At 54.7% G+C, this 13,904-nt stretch carries 9 protein-coding genes; 8 read left to right on the top strand and 1 reads right to left on the bottom strand.

The genetic code is table 11. The features are described 5' to 3' along the window. Position 1: 1 nt before the first annotated feature. The 3 genes from dnaE to AC2AXP_RS20210 all read left to right on the top strand — a co-directional run bounded on the left by dnaE (position 2) and on the right by AC2AXP_RS20210 (position 6,711). Positions 2–3,490, top strand: a complete 3,489-nt coding sequence (gene dnaE, locus AC2AXP_RS20220; RefSeq protein WP_039992597.1) for a DNA polymerase III subunit alpha — start codon at positions 2–4, stop codon at positions 3,488–3,490. 12 nt (positions 3,491–3,502) lie between these two features. Beyond that, positions 3,503–4,462, top strand: coding sequence for an acetyl-CoA carboxylase carboxyl transferase subunit alpha (gene accA, locus AC2AXP_RS20215; RefSeq protein WP_004959261.1), 960 nt, complete (start codon positions 3,503–3,505; stop codon positions 4,460–4,462). Positions 4,463–4,569: 107 nt separating this feature from the next. Next, positions 4,570–6,711 carry a lysine decarboxylase LdcC gene (locus tag AC2AXP_RS20210; protein ID WP_484381901.1) on the top strand — a complete coding sequence of 714 codons (2,142 nt, stop codon included), beginning with the start codon at positions 4,570–4,572 and terminating at the stop codon, positions 6,709–6,711. Position 6,712: 1 nt separating this feature from the next. Here the strand turns inward: AC2AXP_RS20210 and AC2AXP_RS20205 are convergent, their stop codons facing one another. Then, positions 6,713–7,255: a MarR family winged helix-turn-helix transcriptional regulator gene (locus tag AC2AXP_RS20205; protein WP_081445095.1), complete on the bottom strand. Its 543-nt coding sequence runs from the start codon at positions 7,253–7,255 to the stop codon at positions 6,713–6,715. 147 nt (positions 7,256–7,402) lie between these two features. Here AC2AXP_RS20205 and AC2AXP_RS20200 point away from each other — a divergent pair, with 147 nt between their 5' ends. The 5 genes from AC2AXP_RS20200 (at position 7,403) to cadA (ending at position 13,738) form a co-directional block, all read left to right on the top strand. Continuing rightward, positions 7,403–7,636 carry a glutaredoxin domain-containing protein gene (locus tag AC2AXP_RS20200; protein WP_039991815.1) on the top strand — a complete coding sequence of 78 codons (234 nt, stop codon included), beginning with the start codon at positions 7,403–7,405 and terminating at the stop codon, positions 7,634–7,636. Positions 7,637–7,771: 135 nt separating this feature from the next. Then, positions 7,772–8,161 (top strand): VOC family protein, encoded by a 390-nt coding sequence (locus AC2AXP_RS20195; RefSeq protein WP_004959270.1) that lies wholly within the window; start codon positions 7,772–7,774, stop codon positions 8,159–8,161. Positions 8,162–8,250: 89 nt separating this feature from the next. Continuing rightward, entirely contained in the window at positions 8,251–9,798 is a 1,548-nt protein-coding gene (gene cadC, locus AC2AXP_RS20190) for a lysine decarboxylation/transport transcriptional activator CadC (RefSeq protein WP_004959272.1), read from the top strand. A gap of 360 nt (positions 9,799–10,158) precedes the next feature. After that, a complete protein-coding gene (gene cadB / locus AC2AXP_RS20185; protein ID WP_039991817.1) occupies positions 10,159–11,502 on the top strand; it encodes a cadaverine/lysine antiporter in 1,344 nt (447 codons plus the stop codon). A gap of 94 nt (positions 11,503–11,596) precedes the next feature. Then, complete coding sequence (cadA, locus tag AC2AXP_RS20180; RefSeq protein ID WP_039991818.1) at positions 11,597–13,738, top strand: lysine decarboxylase CadA; 2,142 nt, start codon at positions 11,597–11,599, stop codon at positions 13,736–13,738. The last annotated feature ends 166 nt before the right edge of the window (positions 13,739–13,904 follow it).

The following is a 13,904-nucleotide window of genomic DNA, read 5'->3' as shown; positions in this document are numbered from 1 at the left end:
TATGGCCGAACCCCGTTTTATTCACTTACGCGTTCACAGCGACTACTCGATGATCGACGGGCTCGCCAAAGTCGGGCCGTTGGTGAAAAGAGCCGCTGCGTTAGCCATGCCGGCCCTGGCAATCACCGACTTCACCAACCTGTGCGGTCTGGTCAAGTTTTATGGCAGCGCGCACGGCGCCGGTATCAAACCGATCATTGGCGCAGATTTCCATGTGCAAAGCGATGTGCTGGGCGATGAGCTGGCGCAGCTTACCGTACTGGCCGCCAACAACGACGGCTATCAGAACCTGACCTTGCTGATCTCCCGCGCCTATCAACGCGGTTACGGCGCCGCCGGTCCTATCATCGACCGTGACTGGCTGGTAGAACACCGCGAAGGGCTGATATTGCTATCCGGCGGGCGGATGGGCGACGTTGGCAAATTTCTGCTGCGCGGCAACCACGCGCAGGTTGAGCAGTGTCTGGCGTTCTATCAGCAGTATTTCCCCGATAACTACTACCTGGAGCTGATCCGCACCGGGCGGCCGGATGAAGAAAACTACCTGCACGCCGCGGTAGCCCTGGCGACCGAGCGTGATTTACCGGTGGTGGCGACCAACGATGTGCGTTTTCTGGTTGAAGACGATTTCGACGCCCATGAAATCCGCGTGGCGATCCACGACGGCTTCACCCTTGATGACCCTAAACGTCCGCGCAATTACAGCCCGCAGCAATACATGCGCAATGAAGACGAGATGTGCGAGCTGTTTGCCGATATTCCCGAAGCGTTGATCAACAGCGTTGAAATCGCCAAACGCTGTAACGTCACCATTCGTCTGGGTGAATACTTCCTGCCGCAATTCCCAACCGGTGATATGACTACCGAAGACTTTTTGGTAGCCAAATCCAAAGAAGGGCTGGAAGAACGTCTGGAGTTCCTGTTCCCCGATCCTGAAGTCCGTGCCCAACGTCGGCCAGAATACGATGAGCGTCTGGATATCGAACTGAAGGTGATCAACCAGATGGGGTTCCCCGGTTACTTCCTGATCGTAATGGAGTTCATCCAGTGGTCGAAGGATAACAACGTGCCGGTAGGGCCAGGGCGAGGCTCCGGCGCCGGCTCGCTGGTGGCCTATGCGTTGAAGATCACCGACCTCGACCCGCTGGAATTCGATCTGCTGTTCGAACGTTTCCTTAACCCTGAACGTGTTTCGATGCCTGACTTCGACGTCGATTTCTGCATGGAAAAACGCGATCTGGTGATTGAGCACGTGGCGGAGATGTACGGTCGCGAAGCGGTATCACAGATTATTACCTTCGGCACCATGGCGGCCAAAGCGGTAATTCGCGACGTTGGCCGCGTGCTGGGCCATCCATACGGGTTTGTCGACCGCATTTCAAAACTGGTGCCGCCCGATCCGGGCATGACGCTGGAAAAGGCCTTTGCCGCCGAACCGCAGTTGCCGGAAATCTACGAAGCGGACGAAGAGGTCAAGGCGCTGATCGACATGGCGCGCAAACTGGAAGGGGTGACGCGTAACGCCGGGAAGCACGCCGGCGGCGTGGTGATCGCGCCGACCAAGATCACCGATTTTGCTCCGCTGTATTGCGACGCGGAAGGCAACCATCCGGTTACCCAGTTCGATAAAAACGACGTGGAATACGCCGGGCTGGTGAAGTTCGACTTCCTTGGCCTGCGTACCCTGACCATCATCGACTGGGCGCTGGAGATGATCAACAAGCGGCGCGCCAAGACCGACCTGCCGCCGATCGACATCGCCGCTATCCCGCTCGACGACAAGAAAAGCTTCGATATGCTGCAACGCTCGGAAACCACTGCGGTATTCCAGCTTGAATCGCGCGGCATGAAGGATCTGATCAAGCGTCTGAAACCGGACTGCTTCGAAGACATGATCGCTCTGGTGGCGCTGTTCCGTCCGGGGCCGTTGCAATCTGGCATGGTGGATAACTTTATCGACCGTAAGCACGGCCGTGAAGAGATCTCCTACCCGGACATTCAATGGCAGCATGAGTCGCTGAAACCGGTACTGGAGCCAACCTACGGCATCATCCTGTATCAGGAACAGGTGATGCAGATTGCCCAGGTGCTGGCTGGCTATACGCTGGGCGGCGCGGATATGCTGCGTCGTGCGATGGGTAAAAAGAACCCGGTCGAAATGGCCAAGCAGCGTGGCGGTTTTGAAGATGGGGCGAAAGCGCGGGGCATTGACGGTGAACTGTCGATCAAGATCTTCGATCTGGTAGAGAAGTTCGCGGGATACGGCTTTAACAAATCCCACTCCGCGGCCTATGCGCTGGTATCTTATCAGACGCTGTGGCTGAAGGCGCACTACCCGGCCGAGTTTATGGCGGCGGTGATGACCGCCGATATGGACAACACCGACAAGGTGGTCGGGCTGGTGGATGAGTGCTGGCGGATGGGGCTAAAAATCCTGCCGCCAGACATCAATAGTGGCCAATACCACTTCCACGTCAATGACGACGGCGAAATCGTTTACGGTATCGGCGCGATTAAAGGTGTGGGGGAAGGGCCAATTGAAGCTATTATTGAAGCGCGCAACAGCGGCGAACAGGGTTACTTCAAGGACTTGTTCGACCTTTGCGCGCGTTCTGATATCAAAAAGCTGAACCGCCGCATTCTGGAAAAGCTGATCATGTCCGGGGCGTTTGACCGCCTGGGACCGCATCGCGCTGCGCTGATGAATTCGCTCGGTGACGCGCTGAAAGCGGCCGATCAGCATGCCAAAGCCGAGGCCATCGGCCAGGTGGATATGTTTGGCGTGCTGGCGGAAGCGCCGGAGCAGGTTGAGCAATCTTATGCCAACGTTGCACCGTGGCAAGAGCAGGTGGTGCTGGACGGTGAGCGGGAGACGCTGGGGCTGTATCTGACCGGCCACCCGATTACCCAGTACCTTAAGGAAATCGAACGTTACGCCGGTGGCCAGCGTTTGAAAGACATGCACCCGACGGATCGGGGCAAAATGACCACCGCCGTTGGCTTGGTGGTCGCTGCGCGGGTGATGGTCACCAAGCGTGGCAATCGCATCGGGATTTGTACGCTGGATGACCGTTCCGGGCGTCTGGAAGTGATGCTTTTCACCGATGCGTTGGAAAAATACCAGCATTTGTTGGAAAAAGACCGTATCCTGATTGCCAGTGGACAGGTCAGCTTTGATGACTTTAGCGGCGGGCTTAAAATGACTGCCCGTGAGCTCATGGACATCAGCGAAGCACGTGAAAAATACGCTCGCGGGCTTGCTATCTCGCTGACTGACAGGCAAATTGATGACCAGCTTTTGAACCGTCTCCGTCAGTCGTTGGAACCCCATCGCTCGGGGACGATTCCAGTGCATCTCTACTATCAACGGATCGACGCACGGGCCAAGCTGCGTTTTGGCGCAACCTGGCGTGTGACGCCCACCGACCGCTTGTTGATAGATTTGCGGACTTTGGTAGGCAATGAGCAGGTGGAACTGGAATTTGACTAAAATAGGAATACTATGAGTCTGAATTTTCTTGATTTTGAACAGCCGATTGCAGAGCTGGAAGCGAAAATTGACTCGCTGACTGCAGTCAGCCGTCAAGACGAAAAATTAGATATTAATCTGGACGAAGAGGTTCAGCGCCTGCGTGAAAAGAGCGTTGAGCTGACGCGCAAGATTTTTTCCGATCTTGGGGCCTGGCAAGTTGCCCAATTGGCACGCCATCCGCGCCGTCCTTACACCCTGGATTATATCAAACACATCTTTACCGACTTCGAAGAGTTGGCCGGCGACCGCGCCTATGCCGATGACAAGGCGATCGTCGGTGGGATCGCGCGTCTGGACGGTCGGCCGGTGATGATCATCGGGCACCAGAAGGGGCGCGAAACCAAAGAGAAAATCCGCCGCAACTTCGGTATGCCGGCACCGGAAGGTTACCGTAAGGCGCTGCGCCTGATGGAGATGGCGTCACGCTTCAAGATGCCGATCATCACCTTCATTGACACTCCGGGCGCCTACCCGGGCGTGGGTGCAGAAGAGCGCGGCCAGTCGGAAGCGATTGCCCGCAACCTGCGTGAGATGTCGCGTCTGCAGGTGCCGGTGATCTGTACGGTTATTGGCGAAGGCGGCTCCGGTGGCGCGTTGGCGATCGGCGTTGGCGATAAAGTGAATATGCTGCAGTACAGTACCTACTCGGTGATCTCGCCGGAAGGCTGTGCCTCGATTCTGTGGAAAAGCGCTGACAAAGCGCCAATCGCCGCAGAAGCGATGGGCATCACCGCGCCGCGTCTGAAAGAACTGAAGCTGATTGATTCGGTGATCCCGGAACCGCTGGGCGCGGCTCATCGCGACGTGCCGGCGATAGCTGCATCGCTGAAGGCACAGTTGCTGGCCGATCTGACCGATCTCGACGGGTTGAACACCGAAGAGTTGCTCAATCGCCGCTATCAGCGCCTGATGAACTACGGCTACTGCTGATAAGCGCTTGCCACACCAAACCGCCTCCGGGCGGTTTTTTTACGTCTGTCTATTTTGCTTTATGCTTTATAAGGTTGTATTGGCCGTTTACTGACAGGAGCAGCACCATGAATATTATCGCGATCATGAGCCCGATGGGCGTTTACTACAAAGATGAACCGATACGCGAGCTGCATCAGGCGCTGTCTGTCATGGGGTTTCAACTGGTGTATCCGCAAGGCAGCGCAGATCTGCTGAAGCTGATTGAACACAATGCGCGCATCTGCGGCGTGATTTTCGACTGGGACGAGTACAGTCTGGAACTGTGCAGCGAAATCAACGAACTCAATGAATACTTGCCGTTGTATGCGTTCATCAACACCCATTCGACTTTCGACGTCAGCCTGCATGAAATGCGCATGGTGCTGTATTTCTTTGAGTACGGCCTGAATGCGGCGCAGGATATTGCCCAGCGTATCCGCCAGTACACCGATGAATACATCGACACTATCACGCCACCGCTGACCAAGGCGCTGTTCACCTACGTCAAGGAAGGCAAATACACCTTCTGTACCCCTGGCCATATGGCAGGCACCGCGTTTCAGAAAAGCCCGGTCGGCTGTCTGTTCTACGACTTTTTTGGCGCCAATACGCTGAAGGCCGACGTCTCGATTTCGGTGACCGAACTGGGTTCGCTGCTCGATCATACCGGCCCGCACCTGGAAGCCGAAGAGTATATCGCCCGCACCTTTAACGCCGAGCAGAGCTATCTGGTGACCAACGGCACCTCGACCGCCAACAAGATTATTGGCATGTACTCGGCACCGGCGGGTAGCACGGTATTGATCGACCGCAACTGCCACAAATCGCTGTGTCATCTGTTGATGATGAGCGATATCGTGCCAATTTACCTGCGCCCGCTGCGTAATGCCTACGGCATTCTCGGCGGCATCCCACGGCGGGAGTTCAGCCGCGAGAGTATCAGCAGTCGCATTGCGGAAACCGCTAATGCCAGTTGGCCGGTGCATGCGGTGATCACCAATTCCACCTATGACGGCCTGCTGTATAACACCGACTTTATCAAGCAGACGCTGGAGGTGCCGTCGATCCATTTTGACTCCGCCTGGGTGCCATACACCAATTTTCACCCCATCTATAGCGGCAAGAGCGGTATGAGCGGCGAGCGTATCGCCGGTAAGGTGATTTACGAAACCCAGTCGACGCACAAATTATTGGCGGCGTTCTCGCAAGCCTCGATGATACATATCAAGGGGGATTACGATGAAAGTACCTTCAATGAAGCTTATATGATGCATACCACCACCTCGCCGCATTACGGCATCGTGGCATCAATGGAAACCGCTGCGGCGATGCTGCGTGGCAATCCGGGGCGGCGGATGATCAACCGCTCGGTAGAGCGTGCCCTGCATTTCCGCCGTGAGGTACAGCGGTTGCGCGCGGAAAGTGACGGCTGGTTTTTTGACATCTGGCAACCGAAAGAGATCGATCAGGCCGAATGCTGGGCGTTGTCGCCGGACGAAAACTGGCATGGTTTCGGCAACACCGACCGCGATCACCTGTTCCTCGATCCGATCAAGGTGACCATTTTGACACCCGGCATGAATGAGTTGGGGGGATTGGCGGAAAGTGGTATTCCGGCGGCGCTGGTGGCCAAGTATCTCGACGAACGGGGTATCGTGGTAGAAAAAACCGGTCCTTATAACCTGCTGTTTCTGTTCAGCATCGGTATTGATAAAACCAAGGCGATGAGCCTGTTGCGCGGCTTGACCGATTTTAAACGCGCTTTCGATCTTAACCTGCGGGTGAAGAATATGCTGCCGGATCTGTACGCCGAAGATCCCGACTTCTATCGCAATATGCGTATCCAGGATCTGGCCGCCGGCATCCACCGGCTGATTTGCCAGCACGACTTGCCGCGCCTGATGCAACGCGCGTTCGACGTCTTGCCACAAATGTGCCTGACCCCGCACCAGATGTTCCAGCAGCAGGTGCGCGGCAACGTTGAAAGCTGTAAAATAGATCAACTGATAGGCAGAGTGGCGGCAAACATGATCCTGCCATACCCGCCAGGGGTGCCGTTGGTGATGCCGGGAGAAATGATCACCGAAGAAAGCCGGGCGGTGCTGGATTTTCTGCTGATGCTGTGTTCGATTGGCAAGCGTTATCCGGGGTTTGAAACCGACATTCATGGTACCAAAGTGACCGACGACGGGCGCTATCTGGTGAAGGTGCTGAAAGATCCGCTGTGATTCAGGCAAACTCGCGACAGATAAGCCGCTCGCTGGCGTGCGGTAACGGCTCATGCGTCAGGCCGCAAAAGCCGTGCCCTTCGCGCCGCTGATGGTAGCGGCAGCGGTGACATTCACCAAACAGCGCAGCGTCGCCTTGCTTTTGTAACTGGCGCAGTAACTGCGTCAGTAATGCCAACAGATCATCGCCGTCGTTGCCCATCGCCTGCTGCGCCTCGCGTAGATAGGCCGGAGGAAACAGCGCGTCCATCAATTCACGCGCTTTGTCGGTCAGCTGCAATCGTACGCTGCGGCGATCTTTAACGTCCGCCATCCGGGCGATCAGCCCGTTACTCTCTAATTTTTTTAACGATTGCGACACCGTACCCTTGGTGAGTCCAAGGTAATCCGCCACCGCCATCGGCGTGTTGGAATAGTGATTGCAGCGCGCCAGATAATACAGCGCACTCAGCTGCACCGGCGGCAAGGCGGCCAGCTCCTCATGACTGCGCAGCCAGCTGCGCTGCAGGCTATTCAGGCGTTCCAGCAAATCAAACAGTGTCAGCATAATCCCCTCGTTATCGTCGCTAGATAGTATCGATTGAAAACTATATTGACAAGCAGTAGCGATGACCTTATCGTGCATTTGGTTTCGATTCGAAACTAAATGGGGTATCAACTTACCCACAAGGTCATAACAAGGAGAATTATCATGACTAAAGCCGTTTTCTATCATGCCGGTTGCCCGGTTTGCGTGAGTGCAGAACAACAGCTGTTGGCACTGCTGCGTGATGATGTCGTCGTGGATGTGGTGCATCTGGGCGAGCAGCCGGCCAGCATTGCCGATGCCGAACGGGCAGGGGTGAAGAGCGTGCCTGCGCTGGTGGTGGATGGTCAGGTGTTGCATATCAACTTTGGTGCGGCGCTGGCAGATCTGTCAGGCTGAACGCCAGGTTGACTACGGTATTGTTTCAAGCCCCGTTTGCTCAGCGGGGCTTTTTACTATTCGGCCTTTTGCCGATTGACCTCGGTCGGACTCATCGCCTAACGTAGCTCATCCAACCTTACATCAGGAGTTAGTATGTTGGCTTTACGTCAGGTGCATCACATTGCAATCATTGCTTCCAATTATGCCGTCAGTAAGCACTTTTACTGCCAGATACTGGGTTTTACCCTGCAAGGCGAGTTTTATCGCCAGGAGCGCGACTCCTGGAAGGCCGATCTGGCGCTGAATGGCCAATATACCCTCGAACTGTTTTCCTTTCCGTCACCGCCGCTGCGTGTCAGCCGTCCGGAGGCATGTGGCCTGCGCCATCTGGCGTTTAGCGTCGACGATATCGAGCAGTCGATTGCGCATTTACAGGCTGCTGGCGTGGCATGCGAAACGGTACGCGTTGACCCTTATACCGGGGCACGCTTCACATTCTTCAGCGATCCTGACGGCTTGCCGCTAGAGTTATATGAACAATGAATGCTTAATCGACATGGCGCAGCCCAAGTCGCAGGAGGTTATGGTATTATCGCGCGCTTGCTTCGTGTCCCCTTTGAGTTATTTCCGCCATGCAACAGCCTGTATTTCGCGTCGGAGAGTGGCTGGTTACTCCAGCAAATAATCAAATCAGCCGTGATGGGCGTCAGAAGACGCTGGAGCCACGTTTAATCGATATGCTGTTCTACTTTGCTCAGCATCCGGACGTGGTGTTGAGTCGTGATGAGCTGATCGATAACGTCTGGAAACGCAATATCGTCACCAATCATGTGGTGACGCAGAGCATTTCCGAACTGCGCAAGTATTTGAAAGACGGCGATGGCAACGGCCGTGAATACATTGTCACCGTGCCCAAGCGTGGTTATAAGCTGGCTGCGCCGGTCATGTGGTGCGAAGAGGGCGAACTGCTACCGCCGGCAGCGCCGCAGGTGGCGGTGATTACCCATGAGCCGGAAGATGGCGGCGAAGATGATGCGCAAGACTATATTCCGCCGCGCCCGGCGGCAAAACCTGCCGAGCCGGCGCGTAACGGCAGGCGATTTTATCAACGCTCGCCATTTTGGGTATGGTTGAGCTTCCTGGCCGCACTCAGCGCCTGCGTGGCGTTTGTCGGTATTGCGACCTTGTCGCAGCGGGTACCGGTAGCAACCATGCCGATGCTGCTTAATCCGCGGGATATCGATATCCGCATTCAAGGCGGCAACAGCTGCAGCAACTGGATGCCGCAGCTTTCCTACGTGGTTGGCCTCAGTGAGCTGATTGCCGACTCCCTCAATACCTACTCCACCTTTTTGGTCCACGATCAAACCAACTATAACTACGGCGGGCCGAGCAGTTCAGGCAAGTCGCTGACCATCGAATTCGTCAACCAGCGCCACTACCGCGCCCAGCAATGTTTCCTGTCGGTAAAGCTGGTGGATAACGCCGATAGCGCCATCATGCTGGATAAACGTTACTTTATCACCACGGATAATCAGCTCAAGATCCAGGCCGATTTGCTAAACAGCATGTCGGTGGCGCTGAAGCAACCGTGGCCGCCGCAGTTGCTAAAGCGTCTGAACGATGTGCTGCCGCAGCAGGGGCCGGCCTTGCAGCAGTTTTATCAGGCGCACCAGCTGTTGATTCAGGGGGATGTTGAATCCCTGACGCGTGCTAGTGAACTGCTCAGCGCGCTGATGAAAAGCGCGCCTGATTTTATCTATAGCGGGGCAGAAAAAGCGCTGGTTGACGTATTAAGAAACTCATATCAACCGTTTGACAGTCAGCAATCGCAGCAGCTGCGTGATGAGATCTCGCGGCTGGAAAAGCTGCCGCAATTGCAAGACAGCCCTATCTTGCAGCAGATATATACCGTGGAAGCGCTGGGGCAGGGAAGAATCGACGACGCCTACCGAGCGATAAATAAGGCTATCGATATGCAAATGTCGTGGATTAATTATGTTCTGCTGGGCAAGGTGTATGAAATGCAGGGGCGAAATCATTTGGCGGCAGACTCTTACATCACCGCTTTTAATTTGCGCCCTGGGGAAAATACCCTGCATTGGATAAGAAATGGCGTATTCCAAACCTCAATTTCTGCGGTCGTACCTTATTTGTCTCATTACGATGCCGATAAATAACCTGGTCATTGCTTTCGACTAGCGCAGCGTTACCGAGGACGTTATATTTAATGTGACGTTGTGTTGTCGTTTTGTAATTCAATAAGTACTTTCCAGAGAGGGTATTTTTCATTTGTTAATTATTTTAACCTGGCTAATCAGCTGTTTTTATTGGCTGTTTACCTTTTCTTGATATGAGCTTGGCATATTTATATGTTACTGCAAAACCTCAACTTATCATTTGTATGATCATGAGTGTAATATCACTTTATCTTTAGGATTTTATATTCTCGTCTGTTTAACATTCTGAGCATCAAGTCAGGTCGCTGATTGTTGGTTTATCGCCCTGGCTTATAAAAAATGACACTCAGGAGAACAGACATGGCTTCATCCAAGAAGATAGGGCTTATTGCCTGCACCGGCGTGGTCGCCGGGAATATGATGGGGAGCGGGATTGCGCTATTACCCGCGAACCTGGCAAGTATCGGCTCCATTGCCATTTGGGGCTGGGTGATATCTATTATTGGTGCGATGTCGTTGGCCTATGTTTACGCCAGACTTGCCACTAAAAATCCACAACAGGGTGGCCCTATTGCCTACGCCGGGGAAATATCGCCGGCCTTTGGCTTCCAGACCGGCGTTCTGTATTACCATGCCAACTGGATTGGCAATCTGGCCATCGGCATTACCGCCGTTTCCTACCTTTCTACCTTCTTCCCCGCGCTGAATAATCCGGTACCGGCAGGCATTGCCTGTATTGCTATCGTCTGGGTGTTCACCTTTGTCAATCTGCTCGGCGGATCCTGGGTCAGCCGTTTGACCACCCTTGGCCTGGTGCTGGTGTTGATCCCGATTGTGGTGACCGCCATTGCCGGCTGGCACTGGTTTGACGTCGCTACCTATCAGGCGAACTGGAATACCTCCACCACCACTGACAGTCACGCAGTGGTTAAAAGTATTCTGCTGTGTCTGTGGGCCTTCATCGGTGTGGAATCTGCTGCGGTCAGCACCGGCATGGTAAAAAATCCGAAACGCACCGTACCGTTGGCCACCATGTTGGGGACCGGTCTGGCCGGCATTATCTATATCGCCGCCACCCAGGTATTGAGCGGCATGTACCCTGCCAGCCAAATGGCCGCCAGTGGCGCACCGTTTGCCATCAGTGCCTCCACCATTATGGGCGGTTGGGCCGCGCCAATGGTCTCAGCCTTCACCGCCTTCGCCTGTCTGACCTCGCTGGGCTCGTGGATGATGCTGGTAGGCCAGGCCGGGGTTCGTGCCGCCAATGACGGTAACTTCCCGAAAGTGTACGGCGAACTGGATAAAAACGGCATACCGAAGAAAGGCCTGCTGCTGGCCAGCTGCAAAATGACCGCGTTAATGGTGCTGATCACCCTGATGAGCTCCAACGGCGGCAAGGCATCCGACCTGTTTGGCGAACTGACCGGCATCGCGGTACTGCTGACCATGCTGCCTTACTTCTACTCGTGCGTAGACCTGATTCGCTTTGAAGGCGTCAATGTTCGCAACCTGTTGAGCCTGATCGCTTCCATCTGCGGCTGTGGCTTCTGCTTCATCGCCTTGATGGGTGCCAATTCGTTCGAACTGTCCGGCACCTTTATCGTCAGCCTGATCATCCTGATGTTCTACGCCCGGAAAATGAATACCCGTCAGGTTGCCAACGCGGCAGCTATCGAAGACAACGCAGCGGCCAAAGCGCACTGATCCACCGCCTCTGACCAACTGATATGACCTCAGCCTCTTTCTTTCCGACCTGTCTCGCGATGGGAAGGGGCTTGCTTTGCCAGGAGAAATGCTTATGAACGTTATCGCCATCATGAATCACATGGGTGTCTACTTTAAAGAAGAGCCGATCCGTGAACTGCATCAGGCGTTGGAAGGACTGGATTTCCGCATTGTTTATCCTAACGATCGCGAAGACCTGCTCAAACTGATCGAAAATAATGCCCGCCTGTGCGGGGTGATTTTCGACTGGGACAAATACAATCTGGAGCTGTGCGAAGAAATCAGCCAGCTCAATGAATACATGCCGCTTTACGCCTTTGCCAATACCTACTCGACGCTCGATGTCAGCCTGAACGATCTGCGCATGCAGGTACGTTTCTTTGAATACGCGCTGGGCGCGGCGCAGGATATTGCTGCCAAAATCAAGCAAAACACCGATGAATACATCGATACCATTCTGCCGCCGTTGACCAAGGCGTTGTTCAAATACGTGCGAGAAGGCAAATACACCTTCTGTACCCCAGGCCATATGGGGGGCACCGCGTTCCAGAAAAGCCCGGTCGGCAGCCTGTTTTATGATTTCTTTGGCGCCAATACCATGAAGTCCGACGTGTCTATTTCGGTATCGGAACTGGGGTCGCTGCTGGACCACTCCGGCCCGCACAAAGAAGCCGAGGAGTATATTTCCCGCGTATTCAACGCTGAACGCAGCTACATGGTGACCAACGGCACCTCCACCGCCAATAAAATCGTCGGCATGTACTCGGCGCCAGCGGGCAGCACGGTGCTGATTGACCGCAACTGCCACAAATCGCTGACGCACCTGATGATGATGAGCGACATCACGCCGATCTACTTCCGACCAACCCGTAACGCCTACGGCATTCTCGGCGGCATCCCGCAGAGCGAATTTAGCCGTGCCACCATCGCCAAACGGGTAAAAGAAACGCCGAACGCGACCTGGCCGGTGCATGCGGTGATCACCAACTCGACCTACGATGGTCTGCTGTACAACACCGATTTTATTAAAAACACGCTGGACGTTAAATCCATTCACTTTGATTCCGCCTGGGTGCCGTATACCAATTTCCACCCGATTTATAAAGGCAAGTGCGGCATGAGCGGCGGCCGTGTGGAAGGCAAGGTGATTTATGAAACCCAATCCACCCATAAATTGCTGGCGGCATTCTCACAGGCATCGATGATCCACGTGAAGGGCGACATCAACGAAGAAACCTTCAATGAAGCCTATATGATGCACACCACCACCTCGCCGCATTACGGCATCGTGGCGTCGACCGAAACCGCGGCGGCGATGATGAAGGGCAATGCCGGCAAGCGTCTGATCAACGGTTCGATTGAACGTGCCATCCGCTTCCGCAAGGAGATCAAACGACTGAACGTTGAGTCCGACGGTTGGTTCTTTGACGTTTGGCAGCCGGAGCATATCGATGAGCCGGAGTGCTGGCCGCTGCGTTCGGACAGCGCCTGGCACGGGTTCAAAAACATCGATAACGAGCATATGTATCTCGACCCGATCAAGGTGACCATTCTGACGCCAGGGATGAGCAAAGAAGGGACCATGCAATCGTTCGGTATCCCGGCCAGCATTGTGGCCAAGTATCTGGATGAGCGCGGCATTATCGTTGAAAAAACCGGTCCGTATAACCTGTTGTTCCTGTTCAGCATTGGTATCGACAAAACCAAGGCGCTCAGCCTGCTGCGTGCCATGACCGACTTCAAGCGCTCGTTCGATCTGAACCTGCGGGTGAAAAACATGCTGCCGTCGCTGTATCAGGAAGCGCCTGAGTTCTATGAAAACATGCGCATTCAGGATCTGGCTCGCAATATTCACCAGTTGGTCGAGCAGCATAACCTGCCGGATCTGATGTACCGCGCCTTTGAGGTGTTGCCAACCATGGTGATGAACCCGTATCAGGCATTCCAGAAAGAGCTGCACGGCGAGGTTGAGGAAGTGTATCTGGAAGAGATGGTTGGCAAGGTCAATGCCAACATGATTCTGCCTTATCCTCCAGGCGTACCGTTGGTCATGCCAGGTGAAATGCTGACCGAAGAAAGCCGGCCGGTACTGGAGTTCCTGCAAATGCTGTGCGAAATCGGCGCGCATTATCCGGGCTTCGAAACCGATATCCACGGCGCTTACCGTCAGGCGGATGGCCGCTACACCGTGAAGGTGCTGAAAAACGATAAGTAAGGCCAGCGTACCCGACATGGTTGGCGATGCATCAAGGCGGCTGAAAACACTGACGATGAATAGACGCAAGTCAATGCAGCGCGGTAGTGCAGGCAATCTGAAGGCAGCGTAATGATGACGGGGACCGAGGGAAGCGTTCGCGCTTCCCTTTTGCCGTGCAGTTCAT

The sequence above is a fragment of the Serratia sp. Sp408 genome, assembly GCF_057180665.1.
Note: the sequence above shows the minus strand (reverse complement) of the source record. Positions and strands in the feature narration are given on the sequence as shown.

Coding starts and splice junctions, on each gene's coding strand:
- dnaE (WP_039992597.1), top strand. CDS start 2: ATGGCCGAACCCCGTTTTATTCACTTACGCGTTCACAGCGACTACTCG.
- accA (WP_004959261.1), top strand. CDS start 3,503: ATGAGTCTGAATTTTCTTGATTTTGAACAGCCGATTGCAGAGCTGGAA.
- AC2AXP_RS20210 (WP_484381901.1), top strand. CDS start 4,570: ATGAATATTATCGCGATCATGAGCCCGATGGGCGTTTACTACAAAGAT.
- AC2AXP_RS20200 (WP_039991815.1), top strand. CDS start 7,403: ATGACTAAAGCCGTTTTCTATCATGCCGGTTGCCCGGTTTGCGTGAGT.
- AC2AXP_RS20195 (WP_004959270.1), top strand. CDS start 7,772: ATGTTGGCTTTACGTCAGGTGCATCACATTGCAATCATTGCTTCCAAT.
- cadC (WP_004959272.1), top strand. CDS start 8,251: ATGCAACAGCCTGTATTTCGCGTCGGAGAGTGGCTGGTTACTCCAGCA.
- cadB (WP_039991817.1), top strand. CDS start 10,159: ATGGCTTCATCCAAGAAGATAGGGCTTATTGCCTGCACCGGCGTGGTC.
- cadA (WP_039991818.1), top strand. CDS start 11,597: ATGAACGTTATCGCCATCATGAATCACATGGGTGTCTACTTTAAAGAA.